The sequence below is a fragment of the Mesorhizobium sp. RCAM 05099 genome (assembly GCF_059683685.1).
This window is the reverse complement of record NZ_CM185035.1, coordinates 3,355,226-3,379,782: the sequence shown is the minus strand read 5'-3', so window position 1 is coordinate 3,379,782 and position 24,557 is coordinate 3,355,226. Positions and strand designations below refer to the sequence as shown.

Here is a 24,557-nt window from a genome sequence, read left to right as displayed (position 1 = left end):
GCCCAAAGACGTCGCCCCTATCCTGCCCTGGCCTCGCGCTGCGATTACGGCGGATCGGTGTTGCAGCTGCCGGCAATCTGGTCGACGGCTTTGCCGAGCCCGGCGAGATCGAAATCGGCCTCGCCGCGCCCCGACAGCAGCCCGAACCGCCAGGAAAGCAACAGACGGCTGGCGGAAACAAGGCGTCTGATGCCGTCGGCACCGTCGCGAACCAGCATCCTGCCGCGCGGCCCGACCGACCAACTTTCAGCGAACTTGCTGCCCTGGTCGACCGTGACGTACATGGTGATCCTGCGGCTGGCTGAGACGGCGTCATTCAGCTGCAACCATTCAGTCCAGCGCGGTTCGCTGTTTGCCCGGCAGGCAATCGTCAGGATCGGGCTGTAGCTCAGGGCGCCACCGCCGGTGATCAGCTTGTTGGTCGCATAAAGCGATGCCGTGACGAGACCGTCTTCGCCCGCACCGAACCGCCAATTATCAAGAACCGTATCGGCTTGGGCAATGCCACAGACCGAGACAAGAACCAGCGCGATTGCCGCAGCGTGTCCCACTTCAACCAACAGCCTCAACACGCCCTCCAACAGCCAAGCGGCTTGCAATACAAGCAGATAAGAATCAAAGCTTGGTATCGCTACAGGCCGTCGCTCGCGAAGCGTTCCCGCTGTGGCAGTTTCGCAACAAAAAAGGCCGCCTCGAGGGCGGCCTTTCCTGTTTCAACGAAATTCTCGAATTATTCGGCGTCCTTGGTGGCCTTCTTCTTCGGCGCGGCCTTCTTCTTGGGCTCTTCCGCCTCGTCGGCCTTCTTGTCGTCGGCCTTCTTGGCGGCGGCCTTCTTCGCCGGCTTCGCCTTGGTCGTGGTTTCGGCCTCCTCATCGTCGGCCATCAGCTCTTCCTTGCTGACCTTGACGTCGGTGACGGAGATCTGGCCGAGTAGATGGTCGACCACTTTCTCCTCGAACATTGGCGCGCGTAGCGTGTTCAGCGCTTCCGGATTGCTGCGATAGAACTCGAAGACTTCCTGCTGCTGGTTGGCCGGATAGCGACGCACCTGCTCGAACAGACCGCGCTGCAACTCTTCATCCGACACGGTGACGCCGGCCTTCTCGCCGATTTCAGCCAGCACCAGGCCGAGACGCACGCGGCGCTCGGCGAGACGCAGATATTCGGCGCGTGCCTCTTCTTCCGTCGTCTCTTCGTCGGCGAAGGTGCGTCCGGCAGCTTCCAGGTCACGATTGACCTGCGCCCAGATGTTGTTGAACTCGGCGTCGACGAGCTTCGACGGTGCCTCGAACGAGTAGGACGCGTCGAGCTGGTCGAGCAGCTGGCGCTTGACCTTCTGGCGCGTCATGGCCCCGAACTGGTTCTCGATCTGGCCACGCACCACGTCACGCAGGCGCTCCAGCGACTCCAGACCGAGGTTCTTGGCGGTTTCGTCGTTGATTTCCAGCGCGCCAGGCTGGGAGACTTCCTTGACGGTGACGTCGAAGGTCGCTTCCTTGCCGGCCAGGTTCGCCGCCTGGTAATTCTCCGGGAAGGTCACGGTGACCTGCTTTTCGTCACCGGCCTTGGCGCCGACCAGCTGATCCTCGAAACCCGGGATGAACTCCTTGGAGCCCAGCACCAGCGGCTGATCGGTGCCGGCGCCGCCCGCGAAGGCCTCGCCGTCGATCTTGCCGACATAGTCGATCGTCACGCGGTCGCCATTGGCGGCCTTGCCGGTCTTCGGCTCGTAGCTGCGTGCCGATTCGGCAACGCGCTGGACCTGCTCGTCGATCTCGGTGTCAGGCACGTCGAACACCTGACGCGTCACCTTGATGTCGGAGAAATCCTTGATCTCTATCGCCGGAATGATTTCGTAGTTGAGGCGGAATTCGAAGTCGGCGCCGCCAGCCAGGATCTTCTCGGCTTCCTTCTCGTCCTCGGTCATGATGACCTCGGGCTGCATGGCGGCCTTTTCGCCGCGGCCCGAAATGATCGAACGGGTCGAATCGTTGAGGATCTCATTGACCACTTCGGCCATGAACGACTTGCCGTAGACCTTGCGCAGGTGCTGAACCGGCACCTTGCCGGGACGGAAGCCGTTGATGCGGACCTTGTTCCTGGCGTCCGAAAGCCGCGCCATCAGCTTGGCTTCCATGTCACCGGCCGGCACGGTGATCTTGATCTCGCGCTTGAGACCGGAGTTGAGTGTTTCGGTGACCTGCATCGTAAAACCTTTGTTTTCACCAATGAGGCTGCCAAACGGCTTTCTGCCGTTTACAGCCTGCCGGTATATTCTTGCCGGGAATGGCTTTTGGCACGGAACCTGGCGATTTGACCGAAAATACGGCTCAAATTCTCCCAAACTGCGTTCCAAAATGTGAATAAGTCTTTGTTTTTCCTACTTCTTATCACATTTTGTAGAAGCGGATCGTCGCGTCCCGTCACATTCGACACGCCTTTTGTCACAGGCGAGCCTAATTTTCAACCATCTTCGCATTTCGGCGAATAACCATCATTTTGGCCCTGACATTGACAGAATGATGGCCACATGAGATTGCCGGTTCATGCGGATGTGGCGGAACTGGTAGACGCCCTGGATTTAGGTTCCAGTGCCGAAAGGCGTGGGGGTTCGAGTCCCTTCATCCGCACCAAGCCGCCTGCCATTCCTGGCATCGGTGTCTAGGCCTCGAACGCTCTGCCTGTGAACCACTCGGCCAGCTTTGCAAGCTCCGGCCCCAGCACGCGATCCTCGCCGACAGGCGGCACGACGCCTCTGATTTCGTCGACGAATGACCGCAGGGCCGGCGGAGCCGTGCGTTCGGTGACGTGCAACGCCTGCGAGGCCATCATCGCCAGCATCGCCATCGCCGCGTCGACGCAGCGGCCGGCGGTCGCCTCCTTGGTCCATGCGAAGAACGCCGTGGTGGCGACATCATCCTGCCCGGCGCCGGCCGATTCCGTCCCCGGAATGAAGGTGCGCTGGGCGGCAAGCTTGGCCTGCTCGAGATAGCCGGTGATCGCCATCGGCACATAGCCGACATTGCCGTGGCCATCGCTGTCGGCCCAATGCCGTCCAGTCATCAGGAGATCGGGCAGCAGCGACACCTTGCCATTCAGAAGCTTGGAGGCGTGACGGTCGCAGAGCAGGCAGATATCGGCCCATATCGCCGCGAGGTCGTCCAACGCCGGCGTCGCCATGGCGTTGTGATAGCCCCCCGTGCTGATGCAGCGCCCGAACGGATGCGCCTCATCGGGCGGGATGTACACTGGATTGTCCGATATCGAGGCCAGCGAGACATCTGCCGCCCGCTCGGCCGACGAGAGTGCGCGATGCGCCTGGCCGAGAACACGCGGCACGATGCGGTAGCTGACCGGCGCCTGATAGTTGCGCCTGCCATCTCCAGCATCGACCAGAAATTGCCGCAGCCCCTGGAGGGCCGCCGCCTCGTGCTCATCGCCCCAGAGTGTCTCGAGCGCCGCGTCGTAGTGTTCGAGCGGGGCGCGAAACGCTTCGATCGACAGCGCGAACACCTTGTGCGCGATCCGGATACGGCGGCGTGCCGCGAGCGCTGCGTCGGCCACCAGAGCGGCAGCACAGGGCGAGCCGTTGATCAGCGAGCCCCGTTCCTTGACCTCCAGGTCGAAACGCGTCGAAAGCTCGGCAAACAGCGGATAGAGCGCCAGGATTTCGCCGGCGCCGCCCTGACCTGCGGCCGGCACCATTGGCATCGGGCCGCCGTCGAGCATCGCGGCAACGGCGAGCGCGATGCGCGGCGTGGTGGCGGCGTTGCCCTCGATGAAGTTCGTCAGCCGGGCAAGCACGATCGCCCTGACCACGCGATCAGGCAAAGGCTCACCGAACGAAGTCGCGGCGGCGAACGCCTTGATGCGCGCATGGCGGTCCCGCTCGTCATGCGCGAGCCGTTGGCTCGCCAGTTCCCCCATGGCGGTGGTGACACCATAGATAACCGGTGGCGGATCGGTTTCAATCAGCTTCAGGAACGAGGCGCGGCAGTCGGCGATGCGCCGCAAGGCTGTCTCGCCGATCTCCACCGTGTCCTTTTTCCAGGCGACGCGCAAAACGGTGTCGAGGTTGATATCTTCACGTGTCGTCAGGATGACTGGCATGCTTCACACCACGGCAGGCACGGACATTCTAGTAAAGCGGCTCCTCGAACAGCGTCTTGTCGCCATCCACCAGCGCCTTGATCTGGGCGGTGCCATCGCCGGAGAGCGCGAGGCGTATCCCGAACGGGCGCACCCGCATGTCGTTCTGGATCGCCATCCCCTCGCCTTCCGGCAGGTAGAAGCGTTCGATGCCATAATCCGGCGCGATGGTCATTCCCTCGCCACGAAGATCCCAGCCTTCGGCGACATGGCCTGATATATCGGCCTCGTCGGCGGCGGCCGGCGTCGGTGCCTTGCCGAACCAGGCGGTGGTCGGCGTCCAGTAGCCCTCGGCGCCCTTCTTCAGGCGGACGACGATCGACGTGTCGTCGCTGGAGAGTTTGTCGGCCGGAATGTTGGCGATCATTTTCACCGGTATCCGCGAAATCTCGTAGCCGAGGATGATGTAGTCGCCGCGCAGGAGATCGCGTGGATCGACGGGTTCGATCTTCAGCAGCACCTCCTTGCCGTTGCGCAGGATTGCCGCCCGGCCGGCGATGATCCAGCTCAGGAAGCCTATCTGGACGAGCGCCAGCACCAGCGCCGAGATGATCAGCCGCTTTCCGGTCATCATGCCGTGGCTCCCCCGGTTGCTGGACCTTTCATGCGCTTCTCCACGCGGATGATGACGAGCGCAAGGATGCCGAGCAGCACCGCGGCCGCAAGGAAGAAGCCAGCCGTGTCGAGCATCGATTGCAAGGTCACGACATAGATGATGGCGAGTTCGAAGGCGAAGCCGAGATAGGCGAGCCAGCGCAGCCCGCGGCTCTCCCGGCCCGCCAGCACGATCGCCGCGACGATACCGGCCAGCGCGACGACCGAGGCGATGGCAAAACCGCTATTGTAGGTGCTTTCATCGGCCAGTTCGAACTGGATCATCGCCAGGCCGGTGAGGAAGCCGAGCAGCGCGTGCAAGGGCAAGCGACCGCCGAGCTGGACGATCTTGTCGACCGGATCCGGCGCGAAGACTGAGGCCGCGAACAGCAGCACCGACACGATGACCAAGGGGATCGCCACCTGCAGCGTCGCGTGATCCATGGCGAACAGGACGAGGTAGAAGAGCAGCGACAGGATAATGAGGTGCCGCGCCGGCTGGCTGCGGGTCCAGAACGAGACGACAAACAGCACGATCGCCATAACGACGAAGGCATGCGGAAATTCGCTGCGATTGAAATAGTCGAACCCTTTCAGGAACAGCCATGCATCGGCGATGCCGACCGATGCGACGGTCAGCGGGTTCGAACGCAGCGCGATCGCCGCCAATGCCGTACCAGCACCCCAGGTGACCAAAGCAGACGCCTCGTCGCCGGACAGATGATACATCTGGCCTATCAGCGCGATCGAACCGCCGAAAGCCGCGGCCGCCACGATCCACAGCGCCTCGCCGATCGCCGCATGGTCGCGCGTCTTCAGCACCGCGCCGCCGACATAGCCGCCAAGGATGACGGCAAACAGTGCCGCTACGCGTGCCAGCCGCGGGATCGCGTCCCAGTTGGCGGCGACGAAAATCAGGATGGCGGCGCCGAACAGCAAGGCGGCCATCATCGCCAGGATCGAACCGAAGTTGAGTGATTTGCGCTCGTTGGCCTCGACATCGCGCGCAAGGGAATCGGCGGTCGCCGCGTCGATCAGGCCGGTCTGTTGCCAGCGCGCGATATCGGACCTGATCCGCGACGAATAGCTCGCCATGTTGCCCCTTCCCCCGTTTGGTCTTTTTTTAGCCGATCCGGTCAAACCGTTGACGCAACGGCATTTTCCGATTCGGGTTTCTTTGTGTCAGGTCCGTGAACGCGCGTTAATGTTGCATTGCACAATTTGCATTGCTGCCATGCAGCCATAGCGCTTTTAAATCGATATGGGTCCGCCTATTTATGCTTCGTACACAAAGACGGAATGATCCGGAAGAAAGACGAAACGAGAAATACCATGAACCTGATCCGCAACTACCGCAACTGGCGCCGCTACCGGGACACTGTCTCCGAGCTGAGCCGCCTGAGCAACCGTGAACTGACCGACCTCGGCATCAGCCGCAGCGACATTCCTTACGTCGCTCGCAAGGCGGTCTAAATTCTTCGGACCGCAAATGGTCCGAACCAGTTTTGAAAAAGAGAAAGACAATGAACCTGATCCGCAACTATCGTAACTGGCGCGTTTATCGCGAGACGGTTTCCGAGCTGGGTCGCCTTTCGAACCGCCAGCTGCATGATCTTGGTATCGTCCGCGACGAAATCAAGAGCGTCGCCCGCCGGGCGATCTAATCCAGGAATTTCGCCAGGGTCGACCTCCTCCCCGACCCTGACGAATACGGTCACCCCTTACCTCCTCCCAAGGGTTGACCACCAAAACGGCGCCCGCCGCACCTCCTCCCGCGGCGGGCGCTGTTTCCCAAAAAGGGTTTCGCCCCTTTCAAAACTAGCGAAAGAGATTTCGTCAAAGCCGACCTCCTCCCCGGCGATGACGAATACGGTCGGCCTTCACCTCCTCCCGAGGGTCGACCCCCAAAACGACACCCGCCGGACCTCCTCCCCCGGCGGGTGTAGTTGTTTTCAGAGGCTGGTTCCTCCGGGAGCTGTTTTGCCCGGCATCACGCACGGCAATTGCAATCGCCGCATCAAGCGATTATTCCGGCGCTCATGAGCAAAAATCCTATTCACATCATTGGCGGCGGCCTCGCTGGCTCCGAAGCCGCCTGGCAGGCGGCGCAAGCGGGCGTGCCGGTTGTCCTGCATGAAATGCGGCCCGTTCGCGGCACCGATGCGCACAAGACCGATGGTCTGGCCGAGCTTGTCTGTTCCAATTCTTTCCGCTCCGATGACGCCGAAAACAACGCCGTCGGCCTGCTGCACGCGGAAATGCGGCTGGCCGGCTCCTTGATCATGAGCGCCGGCGACGCCAACCAGGTGCCGGCGGGCGGCGCGCTAGCCGTCGACCGCGACGGATTCTCCGAGGCCGTGACGAAAAAGCTCGAAGCGCACCCGCTGATCACCATCCAGCGCGAGGAAGTGCCGGGCCTGCCAGCTGCGGATTGGGATCAGGCAATCATCGCCACGGGCCCGTTGACCGCCCCATCGCTCGCCCAGTCGATCGCCGAGGCGACCGGCGCCGACGCGCTCGCCTTCTTCGACGCCATCGCGCCGATCGTCCATTTCGATACGATCGACATGGACACCTGCTGGTTCCAGTCGCGCTACGACAAGGTCGGGCCCGGCGGCACCGGCAAGGACTACATCAACTGTCCCCTGGACAAAGACCAGTACCTTGCCTTCGTACAGGCGCTGGTCGACGGCCAGAAAACCGAATTCAAGCAATGGGAAGGCACGCCCTATTTCGACGGCTGCCTGCCGATCGAGATCATGGCCGAACGCGGCGTCGAGACGCTGCGCTATGGGCCGATGAAGCCGATGGGGCTAACCAATGCCCACAATCCGACGGTGAAAGCCTATGCCGTCGTGCAGCTGCGGCAGGACAATGCGCTGGGCACGCTCTACAACATGGTCGGCTTCCAGACCAAGCTGAAGCATGCCGAACAGGTGCGCGTGTTCCGCACCATCCCGGGCCTCGAAAACGCCGACTTCGCCCGCCTCGGCGGCCTGCACCGCAACACCTACATCAACTCGCCGACCCTGCTCGATGCTTCGCTGCAGCTGAAATCGCGCCCCGGCCTGCGTTTCGCCGGCCAGATCACCGGCTGCGAGGGCTATGTCGAGAGCGCCGCAATCGGCCTGCTCGCCGGACGCTTCGCCGCCGCCGAAAGGCTCGGCCATGCGCCCTCGCTGCCGCCGCTCACAACAGCCTTCGGCGCCCTGCTCAACCACATCACCGGGGGCCACATCGTCTCGGATGACGAGCCGGGCAAGCGGTCCTTCCAGCCGATGAACGTCAATTTCGGCCTGTTTCCGCCCGTCGAAGCCCCGAAAACCGAGGGCAAACGTATGCGCGGCAAGGACAAGACGGTCGCCAAGCGCCATGCGATCACGTCGCGCGCCCAGGCCGACTGCCGGCAATGGCTGGGCTTGCCGGCGCCGACGGCGCAAGCAGCGGAATAGAGCCTTCTATTCTGCAGCCTCGGTGCCCGCCATCGGCAGCCCCGGCTTGCCTGCCTCGCTGGGATTCCGCCTGACATAGGCGGCCTTCAGGCTCTCCGAGGTTTCGCGCGAGCCGTCATGGCTCCAGCCGGGCGGCTTGATCAGGTAGTTGAGACGATCGCTGAGCGAAAGCCCTGGCGCAAAGGCATCCCCGAACATGCCGATCCATTCGTGGAACGCCACTTTCAGCGGATTGAACGTGCCCAGATTCTTGACGATGCCGTAGCGCGGTTGGTCCTCTTCCAATTCCTCGACGAAGGTGCCGAACATTCGGTCCCAGATGATCAGCGTGCCGGCATAATTGGCGTCGAGATAGCGCGGATTGGTGGCGTGGTGGACGCGGTGGTGCGAGGGCGTGTTGAAGATGTACTCGAACCAGCCCCACATCTTGCCGATGGTCTCGGTGTGGATCCAGAACTGCCAAACCAGGTTGAAGCCGAAGGTGAAGGCAATCACCGCCGGATGGAAGCCGAGCAGCACCAGCGGTGCCTGCAGCACGAACATGAAGGTGAACAGCCCGGTCCAGCTTTGTCTCAACGCCGTCGACAGATTGTAGTGCTGGCTGGAATGATGGTTGACGTGCTCGGCCCAAACCCAGCGCACCCGGTGCGCGATGCGGTGATAGACATAGTAGCGCAAATCGTCGAGCAGGAAGGCGGTCAGGAACACCCAGAACGACAGCCCGAGATTGAAGATCCGGAATTGCCACAGCCACAGCAGTGCCCAATAGGACACGACGCCAAGCAGCAACCCGGCGACGACATTGCCGGTGCCCATCATCAGGCTGGTCAGCGTGTCGCGCGTCTCGAACGAGCCCTTGGCGCGGCCCGTGCGCACCAGCCAAAGCTCGATCAGGATCGCGGCGACGAAGAACGGAATGGCCAGTTGGGTGACCTGCGGGAAATCGTAACTGTCCATCACGCGGCCTCCTTCGTGGAATTGCGGTGTTGCGACCCGAGAGCGTCCAGCAAGTCCTGCGCATCAAGGGCGTCGGCAAAGCTGAAGCGACCGCCCTTCCAGGTGAAATCGGCAAGCTGGAACGAAACCGTGTTTGCATCGCTGGCGGTCAGATCCGTGACATCCGCGGACGTGACGATGCGCGTCAAAAAGCAGTCGCCGATGCTATGCACGATTCCGATGCGCCCTTGCCCGATATCCAGAAATGCTGTCCTGGCATCCGCCGTCAGGCGAACCCGCGTAGCAATGTCATCGGGAAAATCCTCGGCGAAACGGCCCAGCGCCTGATCAGGGCCGGCCAGCGCCGCTGTCTTGCTGCCGCCGGTGAAATGAACGGCGGCGACCGACAGCGCAATGCCAAGGGCGACGATCGCGACCAGGACGGGCAAGCTCATGGATGGGTATCTCCTCCGGGCCGGTCTGTCGTCTGCGGCAACAGTTCTCAGCTCGGAGATTCCTTAACACGATTGACGTTTACGTCAAAGTGCGGGCCAACCCTTGCCTGCTCGACGCAGCAGCAGCCAATGCCGGCGCAGGGCCGACAGCCGCGCCACGCCGTCGATCGGCGAGCCACTTTCCATTTTCGTCAGGTAAGCGCGCGACAGGGCCAGCGGCAGAAATGCCGGACGCAGCGAAATCGGCAGAGCCGACGCCCCTTGCTCGAAGGCGGAAAGGTGATCCCGCGCCAGCGCAATCATCGCCGCCACCGCGCGCTTGGCGCCGGGGCCGCCGTCACCGGCAACAAACTCCTCCGGCGAAGCGCCCGCCGCCGCCAGGATATCGGCCGGGACAAAACACTGTCCGCGCTTGCGGTGCAGCGGCAGCAGGAGCAAGAGGCCGGTTATCGCCTGGGCGCAGCCGGCCCTGCCCGCCAGCTCGGCAAAACGCGGTGCCTCGACGGGGTCGAGAACCATCGCCGCAAGCTGGATGAGCGCGGCTGCAGTCTCGCCGCAATAGCCTTCCAGATCGGTGCGCGACGGCATCGGATCGTCATAGAGGTCGAAAATGCGCGCCTCGAGCATGTTGTCGAAGGCCGGTTTCGGCAGGCGGTGAGCGGAAATCGTCGCCTTCAGGGCATCGGCGACCGGATGGCCGATGGCTGTTCCATCAGCCTCGGCGGCAATGATGATGTCGCGCCACCATTGCAGACGGACCTCGCCCGGCAGAGCCTCGTGGATGCGGTCGCGAATGCCTGCGATCTCGGCATTGAAGGCATAGAGCGAAAACAGCGCGGCGCGCTTATCGGACGGCGCGTAGAGCGCGGTTAGATAGCGGTCATGGTCGGCGGCGCGCACCGCGTCCATGACGATTTGGGCATTTTGGGACATGTCAATCGACGGCGATGAGGGCGGCGGCCACGGCGCGGTCTTCCGCCAGAAGGACATTGTAGGTCCGCACCGCGGCACCTGTCGACATCGGGTCAGACGCAATGCCTGCAGCCTTCAGCGCCGCGCGCAGCGCCGCTGGCAATGGCCTGAGTTCCCTGCCCATGCCGACCAGCAGGATCTCGACCTTGTCGGCCTCGGCCAGCAGCCTGTCGAAATCAGCCACTGTCAGCGCTGCGGCATCCGTCGGCTCCCAGCCATGGATGCCGGATGGCAGGCACAGCAGTGAGCCGCGATGCGACATGTCGGCAAAGCGGAACCCCCCATTGCCGTAGGCCTCAATCGGCGCGCGGCCAGGAAAATGCGCCTCGCGGATGACGATGCCTTTGCCGGTCACCGTTGTGTCACCACTTCGCGGCCGCGCGTCAGGTCGCGACAGCCTTGCCGCCACCGACCGGCTTCTCCTCGTCGGAGGCTGTAGCCTGCGGCCGCAACTTGAACAGGATCAGCAGCGGTGCCGCGATGAAGATCGACGAATAGGTGCCGAACACGACGCCGAACAGCATGGCCATGGTGAAGGAGCGGATCACCTCGCCACCGAACAGCACCAGCGCCAGCAAGGCGAGGATCGTCGTCACCGAGGTCAGCGTCGTTCGCGACAGCGTCTCGTTGATGGCGTTGTTCAACAGCTGCGGCAGCGGCATTCGCTTGTATTTTCGCAGATCCTCGCGAACACGGTCATAGACCACGATGGTGTCGTTCAGCGAATAGCCGATGATGGTCAGGATCGCCGCCAGCGATGACTGGTTGAACTCAAGCCCGGTGATGACGAAGAAGCCGAGCGTCATGACAACATCGTGCACGGTCGCCACGATGGCGCCGACCGCGAACTGCCATTCGAAGCGGAACCAGACATAGACCAGGATGCCGAGCAGCGCGACCAGCATGGCGATCGTGCCTTGCTTGGCCAACTCGCCGGAAACCGTCGGTCCCACCACTTCGACGCGGCGGAAATCATACTGGTCCTGCAGCTCGCCGCGCACCTTGTCGATGACCGTCTGCTCGGCGTTCTCGCCGCCATCCTGCGTCCCGACACGGATCAGCACGTCGTTCGGCTCGCCGAACTGCTGGACCTGCACTTCGCCAATGTTGAGTTCCGTCAATCTGCCTCTGATATCGGCGAGATCGGCGGTGCCGCTCTTGGCCTTCACCTCGATCAGCGAACCGCCCTTGAAGTCGATGCCGTAATTGATGTCGACGGTCATGAACAGCACGACCGACAGCACCGACAGGAAGCTCGACAGCGCGAAGGTCCAGCGGCGGATGCCCATGAACGGAATCTTCGTGCCTGGCGGAATGAAGGTCACCGGCGCCTTCGGCAATTCCTTCGGACGGGCACGGCGCAGCCAGATCGAGACCAGCAGCCGGGTGAAGGTGAAGGCTGTGAAGACGGTGGTCAGGATACCGATGGCGTAGGTGATGGCAAAGCCCTTCACCGGACCGGTGCCGAGATAGAACAACACCACGGTGGCGATCAGCGAGGTGACGTTGGAATCGACGATGGTCGCCAGCGCCTTCGAGAAGCCGGTGTCGATCGCCTGGATCACGGAGCGGCCGTTACGTCGCTCCTCGCGAATACGTTCGTAGATCAGCACGTTGGAATCCACCGCCATGCCGATGGTCAGCACGATACCGGCGATACCGGGCAAGGTCAGCGTCGCGCCAAGCAGTGACAACAGCCCGACGATCATCGCCACGTGCACCGCCAGCGCGATGTTGGCGAGGAAGCCGAGGAAGCCGTAGGCGACGAACATGAAGGCAACGACGAGGATCGAGCCGATGATGCCCGCGACCTTGCCGGCATGGATCGAATCCTGGCCAAGGCCTGGGCCCACGGTGCGTTCTTCGATCACCGTCAGTGTCGCCGGCAGCGCACCAGCGCGCAGCAGCACGGCGAGATCGTTGGCGCTCTGGGCGGTGAAATTGCCGGAGATCTGGCCAGTGCCGCCGAGGATCGGCTCACGGATCTGCGGCGCCGAGATCACCTGATTGTCGAGTACGATGGCGAACAGCTTGCCGACATTCTGCGAGGTGGCCTGGCCGAAACGCGCCGCGCCCTTCGAATCGAAGCGGAACGAAACCACCGGCTCGTTGTTCTGCGAGTTGTATGTCGCCTGCGCATCGACGAGGTTCTCACCCGAAACGATGACGCGGTTTTCGATCAGGTAGGGAACCGGCGGATCGTCCTGCGAGTAGAGCACCGAGGAGCCGGCGGGCGGGCGGCCGTTGAGCGCATCCTGCACCGGCATCGACTGGTCGACCATCTGGAAGGTCAGCTTGGCGGTCTGGCCGAGAATTTCCTTGAGCCTTTGAGGATCCTGCAGGCCCGGCACCTGGACCAGGATACGGTCATCGCCCTGGCGCTGCACGATCGGCTCGGTGGTGCCGAGTTCATTGACGCGGCGGCCGACGACTTCGATCGATTGCGTCAGCGCCGTCGAGGTGCGGTATTTGATGCCGGCGTCGGTGACGGTGAACTTGAGCAGGCCGGGCTCGGAATCATCCAGCGTCATTTCCTGGATGGAGCCGCCGCTGAACAGGCCGGCGGCGACCGGATCGGTCAATGTCTTCAGCGCCTTCTTGGCGGCATCGACCTGGGCGAGATCGGTGATGCGGACCTGCACGGTGCGGCCCGATCCGGCAAGGCCGGTATAGCCGACCTTGGCATCGCGAAGCAGCGTCCTGATCTCGTCCCGCGTCGTTTCCAGCCGATCCTTGATCAGATCGTTGGGATCCATCCTGAGCAGGATGTGCGAGCCGCCCTGCAGATCGAGGCCGAGCGTCATCTGCCGCTTCGGCACCCAGTTGGGCAGTTGGGCCAGCGTACTGGCGGAGAACAGGTTGGGCGCGGCGAGGATCACTGTGATGGCCACGGCCACCCAGATCAGGATCATCTTGAAGCGCGAAAAATACAGCATATGGCGTCGTCCGTCAGAGCGTGTCCGCGGATCGCTCCGCCTGAAATTAGGTTATTTCTTGGCGTTCTGGTTGGCCACCGGCTCACCCTTGACGCGCACGTCGGCGATCGTCGAGCGCAGCGCGGTCACCTTGGTGCCACCGCCGAGGTCGATCTCGAGCTCGTTGTCGTCGATCACCTTGGTCACCTTGCCGACAAAGCCGCCGCCGGTGACGACCGTGTCGCCGCGACGAACCGCCGCCAGCATCTCACCGCGCTTCTTCAGCTGCGTGCGCTGCGGCCGGATGATCAGAAAATACATGATCACGAAAATCAGGACAAACGGCAAAATGCTGATGAACATATCTGGAGAGGCGCCGCCGATGCCTTGGGCGTATGCCGGTGTCACGAACATCGAGAGTACTCCTGAATTTTGAAAACAGCCGCCAACCGTCCTGCGGAGTCTGGCGGCCCCTTGAAATTTGGCCGGAATATAGTCGGTAAAGTTGTCAATGCAACTGCGCGGCTGGGCAAATCGGCTGCTTTTCCGGCCTGTTGAGCCGTGTTAGAGCATGACCGGGAAAAGCGCGAGCCGGTTTTCGGAAAAGATCACGCTCGAACAAAAGGTTGCAACCGGTTTCGAACCCGACGGAATCGGACAGGTCCACGCTCCCACACTTCAAAACCGCGAAAAAACAAAAGCCAGACATGACCGACAGCAGCATTGACGCCCTGAACCAGAAGCTCGACCGCCTGATCGAGGCGGTCAGCCGCCTCGCCCCGCAACCGGTGCCTCGAACCGATCTCGGCGAGGCCGATTGCTTCGTCTGGCAGGCCGACCCTGGTTTTCTGGAGCCGGTACGCAAGGTCAATCGCGTCGACATCGGCCTGATCCGTGGTGTCGACCGCGTTCGTGACATCCTTGTCGACAACACCGAACGCTTCGCCGCCGGCTATGCCGCCAACAACGTGCTGTTGTGGGGCGCGCGCGGCATGGGCAAATCGTCGCTGGTCAAGGCCGTGCACGCGGACATCAATGCCAAGGCCAGGTCCGACCTGCCGCTGAAGCTGATCGAGATCCACCGTGAGGACATCGACACGCTGCCGAAACTGATGGGCCTGCTCAAGGCGGCTCCCTTTCGCTTCATCCTGTTTTGCGACGACCTCTCCTTCGACCACGACGATACGTCCTACAAATCGCTGAAGGCAGCACTCGAGGGCGGCGTCGAGGGACGCCCGGCCAATGTCATCTTCTACGCCACCTCGAACCGCCGCCATCTGTTGCCGCGCGACATGATCGACAATGAGCGCTCGACCGCCATCAACCCGTCCGAGGCGGTCGAGGAAAAGGTCTCGCTGTCCGACCGTTTCGGCCTGTGGCTCGGCTTCCATAAATGTTCGCAGGACGAGTATCTCGACATGATCGACGGCTATGTCCGCCATCATGGCCTGGCCATCGATCCCGAGACATTACGCGCCGAGGCACTGGAGTGGGCGACGACGCGCGGCAGCCGCTCGGGCCGCGTCGCCTGGCAGTTCACCCAGGACCTGGCAGGCCGGCTTGGCAAGCCGCTGAAGGATTAACCTGCCCAAACCAACTGAAAAAGCCCGCTCCTTGCGGAGCGGGCTGAGCCGGCGGGCCGGACTGGAGGTCAGACGGCCTGCAAATCGCTTTTTTTGTTCTATTCGAGATAGCCCGACGGATCGACCGGAGCCGAGTTCTTGCGCACTTCGAAGTGAAGCTTCGGCGAGTCCGTCGTGCCGCTCATGCCTGACAGTGCGATTTCCTGGCCGCGCTTGACCTTCTGGCCGCGCTGAACCTCGATCGAACTGGCATGGCCATAGACGGTGACCAGGCCATTCTCGTGGCGCACCAGCACCGTATTGCCGAACTCCTTGAGGCCGTCGCCGGCATAGATGACGACGCCATTCTCGGCTGCCTTGACCGGCGTGCCAGTCGGCACCGCGATATCGACGCCGTCCTTGCCGGATCCGAAACCGGAGATCACGCGGCCGCGCACCGGCCAGCGCATCTTGCCTATGCCGGTGGCGTCGGGCGCGACAGCATCATCGTCCTCGGCCTGCTGAATGACCTTCGAATCTTTCTTCGGCGGCGTGTAGGACGCCAGCGTTTCCGACGGCGTCGTCTTTGCAGCCGGCTGTGTCGTCGCCGTGGTCACCGGATCGACTTTGGCCGGCTTGGCACTGGCAACCGTCGCCGTTCCACCGGCCGGCACCTTCAGGGTCTGGCCGATCTTGAGCAAGCCATCCTTCATGCCGTTGGCCTGCTTAAGCGCGACGACGCCGACGCCGGTCTTCCTGGAAATCGAGGACATCGTGTCCCCCGACTGGACCGTATAGGTGCCGGCGGCGCCGGTCGCCTTGGCGACCTGCACGGGCTTGGGCTCCTTGGGCTGGCTTGCGGCGGCCGAAGCATCGACCTGAGCGGCGGACTTGCCCTCCTTGAGCTTCGGCTGCTGTGGCAGCACCGCAACCTTGTCCGGTGCGGTGGCCGGCAGGTCGCGCTTGCCGCCGTTTGCTGGCTTGGCGTCGGCAACTTTCGCTTCGGCCTTGCTCGAATAAGCATAGGCCGGGATGATCAGCTTCTGGCCGGTCTTCAGCCCCTTGGTCGCACTCAGCCCATTGACCTTCATGATGACGTCGGCGGGCACCTTGTAGCGGTGCGCCAGGCCGCCAATCGTTTCGCCATCCCTGACGACGATCTCGGTGGCATGTGGCGTACCGGCGGTGGCCACGCGCGGAGCGTCAGGCTGTGCGACCTTGAAAGGTGATGCCGCGGGAGCAACAGTGCCGGTCGTGGTCCTGTCGACGTGAGGAGCCGGACGCACCAAGGCCGGCGCCGATGCGACGCGGACCGGGTTTGCGGCAGGCGCAAGCGCGGGAGCCGGCTGCGCCTGGGCAACCGGCGGCGGCAGCGGCCGAGACGAAACCGGCTCGAGGCTGGAGCGGCTGACCGACTGCGTATGGCTGCCGTCGAGCGGAGCGGCCGCGACATCGCCCGGATAGGGCTGTACGGCATCCTGCTTGTTGATGATGGCGCGCTGATTGTTGGTCGAGGACGTGAAGACGTCGTCGACGCTGTTGAACCGAGAGGCCTGGGAACTGCACCCGGCCGCAGCGCCTGCAATCATGAGGACGGCGCAGCCTCGCGCCAGATTGCGCCCGTTTGCCTTCAAAACACTGAGTTGCATCGCAATAACCCGCACATACGCTTACCAACTGGGCATGATTAAAGCGCGTTAATGTTACTGGTCGGTTAACCCCTTAAAATCAGACGCAAATTTTCTTAAAATATTTGAGCCTGCTTGGAGAAGCGAGCGAGACCGGCTCAGGCGAGCTTGCAAGCGGTCTCCCTAAACGAGCGCAAGTGGATCGCGCCGTGCTGTCATGAGATCATGACCCGCGGTGCGCAGGCGGCATCGCCTGAACAACAAGCTAGATGACGGCGGCCACGCTGCGCAGGATCGGCTGCAGGCGAACAAGGCCGATGTCCTCGCGTTCGAACCGGCTGCCGACTTTGGTCAGCTTCGCCAGCACCTGTTCGCCCTCTTCGGGACCGATCGGGGCGATGACGATGCCGCCGCTCGACAACTGGTCGAGCAGGAAGCGCGGCAGGCTGTCGAAGGCGGCCCAGGCGACGATACGATCAAACGGTCCTTCGTTCGGCAGCCCGCCGGAACCATCCGCCTGGCGCACGATGACATTGCCGATGCCAAGCGCCTCGAAACGCTGCCTGGCCTGCTCGACAAGCGTCTTGTAGCGATCCGTGGTGACAACCCGCGCCGCCAGCCGCGACATCACCGCTGCTGTGTAGCCTGAGCCGGTCCCGATCTCGAGCACGCGATTACCCTGCTCGATGGTGAGCGCCGCGATCACCGCCGCCTGCATGTCGGCGCCTTCGATCGCCTCACCGCATTCAATCGGCAGCATGCGGTCCGACCAGGCGATCTGATGGAACTGGGCACCAAGAAAACCACGCCGCGGTGTCGCCTCGAAAGCAGCGATCAGCGCCTTCGGCACCGTTCCCCGGCCGCGCAAGCGCAACAAAAAGGCGGCGAAGCCTTCGCGATCATCGATTGGAAGCCCCTGATTCATGCAAGCGCCTTGCTCAGTTGGTCACGGATTTCATGCGCGGTGAGGTCGAGATGCAACGGCGTCACCGACACCAGCCTGTTGTGCAAGGCGTAGAGGTCGGTGCCACGCTTGCCTTCGACCGGCTCGCGGCCGAAGCGCAGCCAGTAGTAAGGCAGCCCGCGCCCGTCGCGGCGCTCGTCGACCCACAGGCTATGCACAAGCTTGCCTTGCGAGGTGACCACCGTACCGGCGACGTCCTCGGGGAGGCAGTTCGGAAAATTGACGTTGAGCAGCACGCCGTCCGGTAACGGCGTCGCGACAAGCTTCTTCAGCAGCGCCGGCGCCAGCGCCTCGGTCGTCTCGTAAGGGACGACACGATCCTCGCCGACATAGCTGTAGCCCTGGCTGAGCGCGATCGAGCGGATGCCGAGCAGCGCGCCTTCCATGGCGCCGGCGACGGTTCCCGAATAGGTGACGTCGTCGGCGATGTTGGCGCCGGAATTGATGCCGGACAGGATCAGGTCCGGTGCCCCCGGCAGAATCTTCTTGACGCCCATGATGACGCAATCGGTCGGCGTGCCGCGCACGGCAAAATGCTTCTCGCCGATCTTGCGCAGCCGCAGCGGCTCCGAGATCGACAGCGAATGCGCATAGCCGGACTGGTCCTGCTCCGGCGCCACCACCCAGACATCGTCGGACAGCGTGCGCGCGACGCGTTCGAGCGACGCCAGGCCCTCGGCATGAATGCCGTCGTCATTGGTCAGGAGGATACGCATCATTTCGATTCGATCTTTTCCAGACCGCCCATGTAAGGCCGCAGCACTTCAGGAATGGTTACGCTGCCATCCTCATTCTGGTAGTTTTCGATGACAGCGATGAGCGCGCGGCCAACCGCGGTGCCCGAGCCGTTCAGCGTATGGACGAAGCGGTTGCCCTTGCCGTCCTTGTCCTTGTAGCGGGCGTCCATGCGGCGCGCCTGGAAATCGCCGCACACCGAGCAGGACGAGATTTCGCGATAGGCGTTCTGGCCGGGCAGCCAGACCTCGATGTCGTAGGTCTTGCGTGCGCCAAAGCCCATATCGCCGGTGCACAGCGTCATGGTGCGGAACGGCAGGCCGAGCCGCTTCAGCACTTCCTCGGCGCATTGCGTCATCCGCTCATGCTCGGCGAGCGACGATTCCTGGTCGGTGATCGACACCAGTTCGACCTTGTAGAACTGGTGCTGGCGAAGCATGCCGCGCGTGTCGCGTCCGGCCGAACCCGCTTCCGAACGGAAGCATGGTGTCAGCGCTGTGAAGCGCAGCGGCAGTTTTTCATGCGCTGCGATCTCCTCGCGCACCAGATTGGTGAGCGGCACCTCGGCGGTCGGGATCAAGCCAAGCCTACCCTCCCCGTGCGACGTGAAAAACAGATCCTCCTCGAACTTCGGCAGCTGGTTGGTGCCGAAAAGAACGTCGTCCTTGACCATCAATGGCGGGATGACTTCCTCATAGCCATGCTCGGTCGTGTGCAGGTCGAGCATGAACTGGCCAAGCGCGCGTTCCATCCGCGCCAACCCGCTCTTCAGCACGGTGAAGCGCGATCCCGACAGTTTCGCCGCCCGCTCGAAATCCATCATGCCAAGCGCTTCGCCAATCTCGAAATGCTCTTTCACCCAGTTCGGACGCGTCGGTATCTTGCCGACGATGTGCTTGACCACATTGTCGTGCTCGTCCTTGCCGACCGGCACATCGTCGAGCGGCACATTGGGCAGCACCGCCAGCGCATCGTTCAGCGCCTTGTCGAGTTCGCGTTCGCGTGCCTCGCCGTTCTGGATGAAGGTCTTGATCTCGCCGACTTCGGTTTTCAATTTTTCGGCAAGTGCCGCATCGCCCGAACGCATGGCGTTGCCGATCTCCTTCGAGGCGGCGTTGCGACGCTCCTGCTTCGTCTGCAGCTCGGTGACGTGCTCGCGCCGCGCCTCGTCCGAGGCGATCAGCCCATCGACCGTGGATTGCGCGACATCGGCCGACCAGGAGCGCTTCACCAGCGCCTCGACAAGGGCCTTCGGGTTGTCGCGAATCCATTTGATATCAAGCATGGTTTGAACGCTCCTCGGGTAGCATGTCGCCCAAAAATGCGCAGCGGTTTTGGGACAATGACAGGCTCAAAACAAAACTGAAACGCATCGCCTGATAGCGATGCGTTTCAGCCAGAGGGCGTAAACCGCATCCTTGATCGATGCAAGATGAGGCTGGCCGGCGGGTGTGGTTTTCCGCCGCCGCTAGCGCTCCGTTGCCTTACGAGGCTGCCGGCGCCGGTGGCTCGTCCGGCGCTTTGTCCGCCACGGCTTCCGCGGCGTCCTGCTTCTCGCGCGCCACACGCTGCCTTTCCTGGTCGCGCTCGATCCACCGCGCGGCCCAGATGGAAACCTCGTAGAGCAGGATGGTTGGAAGGGCTAGGCCGATCTGGCTCATCGGATCGGGCGGCGTCAGCACCGCCGCGACGATGAACGCAATGACGATCGCCCATTTGCGTTTCTCGGCCAGCCCCTTGGACGATAGCATGCCGACGCGCGTCATCAGGCTGGTCACCACCGGCAGTTGGAACACCAGGCCGAAGGAGAAGATCAGCGTCATGATTAGGCTGAGATATTCCGACACTTTCGGCAGCAGCGAAATCTGCACCTGGTCGTCGGTGCCGGCCTGCTGCATGGCGAGGAAGAACCACATCACCATCGGCGTGAAAAAGAAATAGACCAGCGAGGCGCCCATCAGGAACAGGATGGGCGACGCGATCAGGAACGGCAGGAAGGCGTTGCGCTCGTTCTTGTAGAGGCCGGGTGCGATGAATTTGTAGATCTGCGTGGCGATCAGCGGAAAGGCGATGACCATGCCGCCGAACATGGCGAGCTTGACCTGGGTGAAGAAGAATTCCTGAGGCGCGGTGTAGATCAGCTCGACCTTGTGCGGATCGAGCCCCGCCCACTTCGTCGCCCATTTGAACGGAACGACCAAGAGATTGAACAGCTTCTTGGCGAAGAAGAAGCAGACCAGGAAGGCGACGAAGAAGCCACCGAGCGACCAGATCAGCCGCCGGCGCAACTCGATGAGATGCTCCATCAGCGGCGCCGACGATTTTTCGATCTCGTCCTTTTCCTTGTCCGAAACGCTCACTTGGCGGCTCCAGCCGTCTTCTTGGCCGCCGGCTTCTTCGCCGCAACCGGTTTCGGCTCGGCTTTCGCCACGGTTTTGGTCGCGACCGCCCTGGCCGCGGCCGGCTTCGCTGTCTTGGGCATTTCAGGCTTTGACGCCGTCACCACCTTCGCTGGTGCCTTGGCCGCCGCTTTTGCCGCCGGCGTCGCCTTTGCCGGTGGAGCCTTGGCCATTTTCTTCGCGGACGCCTTCGGCGCCAAGACCGGTTCGGGCGCGGACGATGTCACCACCGATTCATCGGTCATTGCCGGGAAGGTCGGGGCTGCTGGCGCAGCCTCCGGTCCGTTGACGCCGGGCATCGTCGTTGCGCCGTTCTTAAGCGGCTCGGCTGCCTGCAGGGTCGAAGCGGCAGGCGCCGCCGGATCGGCGGCCGGCTTCGGCTTCATCGCCGCGTCGACGCCCGAACGCACATCGGCTGCCGCCTGCTCGAATGGATTGAGCTGTTTGCGGATCTCGGCGGCCGGACTGAGGTTCCTGAGCTCGTCGACCGACTTCTTGACGTCGTCGAGCTCGGCTTCCTTCAGCGCTTCGTTGAACTGTTTCTGAAAATCGGCCGCCATGGCGCGCAGCTTGGCCGTCGTGCGGCCGAAGGTGCGCAGCATATTGGGCAAATCCTTGGGCCCGACGACCACGATCATGACGATCGCAATCACCAGCATTTCGGTCCAGCCGACTTCAAACATGGCTATCTGTTCCGACTAGAACCTGTGGCTCAGCTCTTGCTGGCTTTTTCCTTCGCGGCCGAGACGGTCTCGTCGGCACGGTGTTCGACGGTGCGCTTGTCTTCGGCAACGTCGTCGTCGGCCATGCCCTTCTTGAAGCTCTTGATGCCCTTGGCCATGTCGCCCATCAACTCGGGAATCTTGCCGCGGCCGAACACCAAAAGCACGATCACCAGCACGATCATCCAATGCCAAATCGAAAATGAACCCATAGCAAATCTCTCTCGAATGTTTTCCCTGGCGATGATCTATGCGTTTTCGCGTTGGGATTCAAACACAACTGCGACAGAGTTTATGAAAGGGTGGCGGATGTCACGCATTTTCGACGCCATGGCCCGCTACGAATCCGCGCATCCTCGACAAATGGGCTGCAATTGCCAGTCAATCTTCCGTGACGCGGGGCGTCAGCAGGCCGAGTTCCTCGAGATCGATGTCGGTCAGCGCATCCTCGTCGTCGGTCAGCGCGTCGGGATCGGCCGGCGGCTGTGGAATGGAGAAATTCGACGGCATGCGGCCTGAAAGCAGCCCGGCGCCCTTCAGTTCCTCCATACCGGGAAGATCCCTGATTTCCTCCAGCGCGAAATGGTCGAGGAACGTGTCGGTCGTGCCATAGGTTACCGGACGGCCGGGCGTCCGGCGCCGGCCACGCATGCGCACCCATTCCGTTTCCAGCAGCGTGTCGAGCGTGCCTTTCGAGGTTTCGACACCACGGATGTCCTCGATCTCGGCACGCGTCACCGGCTGGTGATAGGCGATGATCGCCAGCACTTCGAGCGCGGCGCGTGACAGCTTGCGCTGCTGCACCGTGTCGCGGCTCATCAGGAAGGCCAGATCGCCGGCGGTGCGAAATGCCCAGGCCTCGCCGACGCGCACCAGATTGACGCCGCGCCGTGCATAGATCTGCTGCAGTTCAGCCATGGCGACGGCGACATTGATGCCGTCAGGCAGGCGTGCCGCAAGCTGCTTTTCGCTGACCGGTTCGGCGCTGGCGAACACGATCGCCTCGGCCATGCGCACGGCTTCCGCCAGATGCAACCGCTCGGCCGGGTTCTGTACCTGCTCGGCCGGCTCCTCGGAAAACAGCGCCTCTTCCGGTTCATCACCAACCTTGAACGGGATAACCGAAGCGTTGGCGCGTTCGCTCATGATGCCACCTCGACTGCCTTGATTGCCTGCACACGGCCGCGCAGATAGATCGGCGCGAACACTTCGTCCTGCCGCACATCCATCTTGCCTTCGCGCACCAGTTCCAGCGTGGCCGCAAAGGAGCTGGCGATCGCCGTGCGCCGCTCCTCGGGGCTGGTCATGTACTCGATCAGAAAACTTTCCAGCGTCGCCCAGTCATGCAGGGCCCCGACCAGCCGGGTCAGGATATCGCGCGCATCCTTGAGCGACCAGACACCGCGCCTGGCGATCGTCACATTGTTGATCGCCTGCTTCTGCCGCTGCTGGGCGTAAGCGGTCAAGAGATCGTAGAGCGACGCCGAATAGGCGTTGCGCCTGTCGACGATGACCATTTCCGGCATGCCGCGCGCAAACACGTCGCGGCCGAGCCGGTTGCGGTTGACCAGCCGCGCCGAGGCATCGCGCATGGCTTCCAGGCGCTTCAGCCGGAACTGCAGCACCGCCGCGAGTTCCTCGCCGCTTTCGCCGTCGTCGCCCGGCTGCTTGGGAATGAGAAGCTTCGACTTGAGGAAGGCCAGCCACGCCGCCATCACCAGATAGTCGGCGGCAAGCTCGAGCCGCAGCGCCCTCGCCGTCTCGACGAAGGTCAGATATTGCTCAACCAGCGCGAGGATCGAGATCCGCGCCAGATCGACCTTCTGCGTGCGGGCGAGATGCAGGAGCAGATCAAGCGGACCTTCGAAGCCGGCCACATCGACGACCAGCGACGGATCGCCAGTGACGCGTGAATCGTCGTTCTCGGCCCACAGACGGTCCATCGGTGCGGCCTTCGCGGCCTTGCTTTCCAATGTCTCCGCCACTTCGTCTCGCTTCCTTTGTCAGGCCACCGCGTCGAAATAGGTGGCAAATTCCGCACGAATCTCGGCTTCTTCAGCCGCGTCGTGTTTCTTAATATAGGTCAGCGCCCGCTTGGCGCGCTCAAGCGACGTGCCTTCAAGCCCTGTGGTGCGCGATGCGATGCCCGCCATCTCCTCGAAAACACCGTTACAGTGAAGGACCAGATCGCAGCCCGCCGCAAGGATCGAGGCCGCCTTTGTCGGGAAATCCCCAGAAAGTGCCTTCATCGAGGTGTCGTCGCTCATCAGCAGCCCGTCGAAACCGATCTCGCGACGAATGATCTCATCGATGACCTTGCCGGAGGTGGTCGCCGGGTTGTTGGGATCGATCGCGCTGTAGACGACATGCGCCGTCATCGCCATCGGCAGATGGTTGAGCTCCCTGAACGGGGCAAAATCATGCCGCTGCAGATCGCTCAGCGAGGCATTGACTATCGGCAATTCGAAATGCGTGTCGGCAAAAGCCCTGCCGTGGCCCGGAATGTGCTTCATGACCGGCAACACCCCGCCCGCCATCAGGCCTTCAGCCGCGGCCCGGCCCAGTTCGATGACGGGGCGCGGCTCCTTGCCGTAAGCACGCGCGCCGATGACGTCGCTGGCGCCATCGATCGGCACGTCGAGCACCGGCAGGCAATCCGCCGTGATGCCGTAGCGCAAGAGATCGAAAGCATGCAGCCGCGCCAGCAGCCACGCCGCGCGCGCGCCGGCGTCGTGATCGTTGCGCCACAAGGCGCCAAGCGCGCCGCCGGCCGGATAGTTCGGCGCCAGCGGCGGGCGCAGGCGCTGCACCCGGCCTCCCTCCTGGTCGATGAACACCAGCGCGTCCGGGCGTCCGATGCAGTCGCGCATCTCGGCGACCAGATCGCGGATCTGCTCGGTCTCGCCAATGTTGCGCGCAAACAGGATGAAGGCCCAAGGGCATTCATTGCGATAGAAATTGATTTCTTCGCGGGTGAGCGATTTCCCGGCACAGCCGAGGATCATGGATTTTGATTCGGTCATATCAGGAGTCTAAGGCTTCGCGCGATCAAAGGGAATCGTCCCCGGGCCACA

The 24,557-nt window shown here is 62.8% G+C and carries 25 protein-coding genes and 1 tRNA gene; 5 read left to right on the top strand and 21 right to left on the bottom strand.

The features are described from left to right. Positions 1-44 precede the first annotated feature (44 nt). Both AC56QQ_RS16545 and tig read right to left on the bottom strand, forming a co-directional pair. The gene (locus AC56QQ_RS16545) at positions 45-569 is read right to left on the bottom strand and encodes a hypothetical protein (protein ID WP_497128666.1); all 525 of its coding nucleotides are present in this window, start codon (positions 567-569) and stop codon (positions 45-47) included. Positions 570-730: 161 nt separating this feature from the next. Continuing rightward, positions 731-2,206 carry a trigger factor gene (gene tig / locus AC56QQ_RS16540; RefSeq protein ID WP_489861823.1) on the bottom strand — a complete coding sequence of 492 codons (1,476 nt, stop codon included), beginning with the start codon at positions 2,204-2,206 and terminating at the stop codon, positions 731-733. A 342-nt stretch (positions 2,207-2,548) separates the two neighbouring features. Here tig and AC56QQ_RS16535 point away from each other — a divergent pair. Beyond that, positions 2,549-2,633: transfer RNA gene (locus AC56QQ_RS16535), tRNA-Leu, on the top strand. 28 nt (positions 2,634-2,661) lie between these two features. On the opposite strand, the gene AC56QQ_RS16530 is transcribed toward AC56QQ_RS16535, so the two are convergent. The 3 genes from AC56QQ_RS16530 to AC56QQ_RS16520 are packed head-to-tail and all read right to left on the bottom strand — an operon-like array spanning position 2,662 to position 5,838. Then, positions 2,662-4,110, bottom strand: coding sequence for an aromatic amino acid lyase (locus AC56QQ_RS16530; RefSeq protein ID WP_489861824.1), 1,449 nt, complete (start codon positions 4,108-4,110; stop codon positions 2,662-2,664). 28 nt (positions 4,111-4,138) lie between these two features. After that, positions 4,139-4,723, bottom strand: a complete 585-nt coding sequence (locus AC56QQ_RS16525) for a GDYXXLXY domain-containing protein (protein WP_489861825.1) — start codon at positions 4,721-4,723, stop codon at positions 4,139-4,141. Beyond that, positions 4,720-5,838, bottom strand: a complete 1,119-nt coding sequence (locus AC56QQ_RS16520; protein WP_489861826.1) for a DUF2157 domain-containing protein — start codon at positions 5,836-5,838, stop codon at positions 4,720-4,722. Before AC56QQ_RS16520 ends, AC56QQ_RS16525 begins: the two co-directional genes overlap by 4 nt. 237 nt (positions 5,839-6,075) lie before the next feature. Here AC56QQ_RS16520 and AC56QQ_RS16515 point away from each other — a divergent pair, with 237 nt between their 5' ends. The 3 genes from AC56QQ_RS16515 (at position 6,076) to trmFO (ending at position 8,195) form a co-directional block, all read left to right on the top strand. Further along, positions 6,076-6,216 (top strand): DUF1127 domain-containing protein, encoded by a 141-nt coding sequence (locus tag AC56QQ_RS16515; RefSeq protein WP_013531315.1) that lies wholly within the window; start codon positions 6,076-6,078, stop codon positions 6,214-6,216. A gap of 50 nt (positions 6,217-6,266) precedes the next feature. Next, positions 6,267-6,407, top strand: coding sequence for a DUF1127 domain-containing protein (locus AC56QQ_RS16510; RefSeq protein ID WP_256750565.1), 141 nt, complete (start codon positions 6,267-6,269; stop codon positions 6,405-6,407). Positions 6,408-6,782: 375 nt separating this feature from the next. After that, positions 6,783-8,195 (top strand): methylenetetrahydrofolate--tRNA-(uracil(54)-C(5))-methyltransferase (FADH(2)-oxidizing) TrmFO, encoded by a 1,413-nt coding sequence (trmFO, locus tag AC56QQ_RS16505; RefSeq protein ID WP_497128664.1) that lies wholly within the window; start codon positions 6,783-6,785, stop codon positions 8,193-8,195. Positions 8,196-8,201: 6 nt separating this feature from the next. Here the strand turns inward: trmFO and AC56QQ_RS16500 are convergent, their stop codons facing one another. The 6 genes from AC56QQ_RS16500 to yajC form a co-directional block, all read right to left on the bottom strand. Beyond that, on the bottom strand, positions 8,202-9,152 hold the full coding sequence (locus AC56QQ_RS16500; protein WP_489861828.1) for a sterol desaturase family protein: 951 nt from the start codon (positions 9,150-9,152) through the stop codon (positions 8,202-8,204). Further along, positions 9,152-9,586: a hypothetical protein gene (locus AC56QQ_RS16495; RefSeq protein ID WP_497128662.1), complete on the bottom strand. Its 435-nt coding sequence runs from the start codon at positions 9,584-9,586 to the stop codon at positions 9,152-9,154. Before AC56QQ_RS16495 ends, AC56QQ_RS16500 begins: the two co-directional genes overlap by 1 nt. Positions 9,587-9,670: 84 nt before the next feature. Next, entirely contained in the window at positions 9,671-10,519 is an 849-nt protein-coding gene (locus AC56QQ_RS16490; protein WP_497128660.1) for a phytoene/squalene synthase family protein, read from the bottom strand. A gap of 1 nt (position 10,520) precedes the next feature. Further along, entirely contained in the window at positions 10,521-10,913 is a 393-nt protein-coding gene (locus AC56QQ_RS16485) for an Mth938-like domain-containing protein (RefSeq protein ID WP_497128658.1), read from the bottom strand. 28 nt (positions 10,914-10,941) lie between these two features. Beyond that, entirely contained in the window at positions 10,942-13,494 is a 2,553-nt protein-coding gene (gene secDF, locus AC56QQ_RS16480) for a protein translocase subunit SecDF (protein ID WP_489861832.1), read from the bottom strand. Between the two features lie 51 nt (positions 13,495-13,545). Beyond that, entirely contained in the window at positions 13,546-13,887 is a 342-nt protein-coding gene (gene yajC / locus AC56QQ_RS16475) for a preprotein translocase subunit YajC (RefSeq protein WP_010909882.1), read from the bottom strand. Positions 13,888-14,180: 293 nt separating this feature from the next. Between yajC and AC56QQ_RS16470 the strand changes: the two genes are divergently transcribed. After that, positions 14,181-15,056 (top strand): ATP-binding protein, encoded by an 876-nt coding sequence (locus AC56QQ_RS16470; RefSeq protein ID WP_489861833.1) that lies wholly within the window; start codon positions 14,181-14,183, stop codon positions 15,054-15,056. A 98-nt stretch (positions 15,057-15,154) separates the two neighbouring features. Here AC56QQ_RS16470 and AC56QQ_RS16465 read toward each other — a convergent pair whose 3' ends face one another. The 10 genes from AC56QQ_RS16465 to nagZ all read right to left on the bottom strand — a co-directional run bounded on the left by AC56QQ_RS16465 (position 15,155) and on the right by nagZ (position 24,506). After that, entirely contained in the window at positions 15,155-16,684 is a 1,530-nt protein-coding gene (locus AC56QQ_RS16465) for a peptidoglycan DD-metalloendopeptidase family protein (protein ID WP_497128656.1), read from the bottom strand. Positions 16,685-16,928: 244 nt separating this feature from the next. Then, positions 16,929-17,588: a protein-L-isoaspartate(D-aspartate) O-methyltransferase gene (locus AC56QQ_RS16460; RefSeq protein ID WP_256750576.1), complete on the bottom strand. Its 660-nt coding sequence runs from the start codon at positions 17,586-17,588 to the stop codon at positions 16,929-16,931. After that, positions 17,585-18,343 (bottom strand): 5'/3'-nucleotidase SurE, encoded by a 759-nt coding sequence (surE, locus tag AC56QQ_RS16455; RefSeq protein WP_489863461.1) that lies wholly within the window; start codon positions 18,341-18,343, stop codon positions 17,585-17,587. The genes AC56QQ_RS16460 and surE overlap by 4 nt, the downstream gene beginning before the upstream one ends. Beyond that, positions 18,343-19,647 carry a serine--tRNA ligase gene (serS, locus tag AC56QQ_RS16450; RefSeq protein WP_497128654.1) on the bottom strand — a complete coding sequence of 435 codons (1,305 nt, stop codon included), beginning with the start codon at positions 19,645-19,647 and terminating at the stop codon, positions 18,343-18,345. The genes surE and serS overlap by 1 nt, the downstream gene beginning before the upstream one ends. A gap of 199 nt (positions 19,648-19,846) precedes the next feature. Continuing rightward, complete coding sequence (gene tatC / locus AC56QQ_RS16445; RefSeq protein ID WP_091575296.1) at positions 19,847-20,722, bottom strand: twin-arginine translocase subunit TatC; 876 nt, start codon at positions 20,720-20,722, stop codon at positions 19,847-19,849. Beyond that, positions 20,719-21,444 (bottom strand): Sec-independent protein translocase protein TatB, encoded by a 726-nt coding sequence (tatB, locus tag AC56QQ_RS16440; RefSeq protein WP_497128651.1) that lies wholly within the window; start codon positions 21,442-21,444, stop codon positions 20,719-20,721. The genes tatC and tatB overlap by 4 nt, the downstream gene beginning before the upstream one ends. A gap of 29 nt (positions 21,445-21,473) precedes the next feature. Next, positions 21,474-21,695 (bottom strand): twin-arginine translocase TatA/TatE family subunit, encoded by a 222-nt coding sequence (locus AC56QQ_RS16435; protein ID WP_095087696.1) that lies wholly within the window; start codon positions 21,693-21,695, stop codon positions 21,474-21,476. 169 nt (positions 21,696-21,864) lie between these two features. Further along, the gene (gene scpB, locus AC56QQ_RS16430; protein ID WP_497128648.1) at positions 21,865-22,629 is read right to left on the bottom strand and encodes an SMC-Scp complex subunit ScpB; all 765 of its coding nucleotides are present in this window, start codon (positions 22,627-22,629) and stop codon (positions 21,865-21,867) included. Next, complete coding sequence (locus AC56QQ_RS16425; protein ID WP_489863462.1) at positions 22,626-23,426, bottom strand: segregation and condensation protein A; 801 nt, start codon at positions 23,424-23,426, stop codon at positions 22,626-22,628. Before AC56QQ_RS16425 ends, scpB begins: the two co-directional genes overlap by 4 nt. Positions 23,427-23,486: 60 nt before the next feature. Further along, complete coding sequence (nagZ, locus tag AC56QQ_RS16420) at positions 23,487-24,506, bottom strand: beta-N-acetylhexosaminidase (RefSeq protein WP_497128646.1); 1,020 nt, start codon at positions 24,504-24,506, stop codon at positions 23,487-23,489. Positions 24,507-24,557 lie beyond the last annotated feature (51 nt).

Excerpts from the sequence above, each read along its gene's own strand:
- tig (WP_489861823.1), bottom strand. The coding sequence starts at position 2,206 with ATGCAGGTCACCGAAACACTCAACTCCGGTCTCAAGCGCGAGATCAAG.
- AC56QQ_RS16530 (WP_489861824.1), bottom strand. The coding sequence starts at position 4,110 with ATGCCAGTCATCCTGACGACACGTGAAGATATCAACCTCGACACCGTT.
- AC56QQ_RS16525 (WP_489861825.1), bottom strand. The coding sequence starts at position 4,723 with ATGATGACCGGAAAGCGGCTGATCATCTCGGCGCTGGTGCTGGCGCTC.
- AC56QQ_RS16520 (WP_489861826.1), bottom strand. The coding sequence starts at position 5,838 with ATGGCGAGCTATTCGTCGCGGATCAGGTCCGATATCGCGCGCTGGCAA.
- AC56QQ_RS16515 (WP_013531315.1), top strand. The coding sequence starts at position 6,076 with ATGAACCTGATCCGCAACTACCGCAACTGGCGCCGCTACCGGGACACT.
- AC56QQ_RS16510 (WP_256750565.1), top strand. The coding sequence starts at position 6,267 with ATGAACCTGATCCGCAACTATCGTAACTGGCGCGTTTATCGCGAGACG.
- trmFO (WP_497128664.1), top strand. The coding sequence starts at position 6,783 with ATGAGCAAAAATCCTATTCACATCATTGGCGGCGGCCTCGCTGGCTCC.
- AC56QQ_RS16500 (WP_489861828.1), bottom strand. The coding sequence starts at position 9,152 with ATGGACAGTTACGATTTCCCGCAGGTCACCCAACTGGCCATTCCGTTC.
- AC56QQ_RS16495 (WP_497128662.1), bottom strand. The coding sequence starts at position 9,586 with ATGAGCTTGCCCGTCCTGGTCGCGATCGTCGCCCTTGGCATTGCGCTG.
- AC56QQ_RS16490 (WP_497128660.1), bottom strand. The coding sequence starts at position 10,519 with ATGTCCCAAAATGCCCAAATCGTCATGGACGCGGTGCGCGCCGCCGAC.
- secDF (WP_489861832.1), bottom strand. The coding sequence starts at position 13,494 with ATGCTGTATTTTTCGCGCTTCAAGATGATCCTGATCTGGGTGGCCGTG.
- yajC (WP_010909882.1), bottom strand. The coding sequence starts at position 13,887 with ATGTTCGTGACACCGGCATACGCCCAAGGCATCGGCGGCGCCTCTCCA.
- AC56QQ_RS16470 (WP_489861833.1), top strand. The coding sequence starts at position 14,181 with ATGACCGACAGCAGCATTGACGCCCTGAACCAGAAGCTCGACCGCCTG.
- AC56QQ_RS16465 (WP_497128656.1), bottom strand. The coding sequence starts at position 16,684 with ATGCAACTCAGTGTTTTGAAGGCAAACGGGCGCAATCTGGCGCGAGGC.
- AC56QQ_RS16460 (WP_256750576.1), bottom strand. The coding sequence starts at position 17,588 with ATGAATCAGGGGCTTCCAATCGATGATCGCGAAGGCTTCGCCGCCTTT.
- surE (WP_489863461.1), bottom strand. The coding sequence starts at position 18,343 with ATGCGTATCCTCCTGACCAATGACGACGGCATTCATGCCGAGGGCCTG.
- serS (WP_497128654.1), bottom strand. The coding sequence starts at position 19,647 with ATGCTTGATATCAAATGGATTCGCGACAACCCGAAGGCCCTTGTCGAG.
- tatB (WP_497128651.1), bottom strand. The coding sequence starts at position 21,444 with ATGTTTGAAGTCGGCTGGACCGAAATGCTGGTGATTGCGATCGTCATG.
- AC56QQ_RS16435 (WP_095087696.1), bottom strand. The coding sequence starts at position 21,695 with ATGGGTTCATTTTCGATTTGGCATTGGATGATCGTGCTGGTGATCGTG.
- scpB (WP_497128648.1), bottom strand. The coding sequence starts at position 22,629 with ATGAGCGAACGCGCCAACGCTTCGGTTATCCCGTTCAAGGTTGGTGAT.
- AC56QQ_RS16425 (WP_489863462.1), bottom strand. The coding sequence starts at position 23,426 with ATGGACCGTCTGTGGGCCGAGAACGACGATTCACGCGTCACTGGCGAT.
- nagZ (WP_497128646.1), bottom strand. The coding sequence starts at position 24,506 with ATGACCGAATCAAAATCCATGATCCTCGGCTGTGCCGGGAAATCGCTC.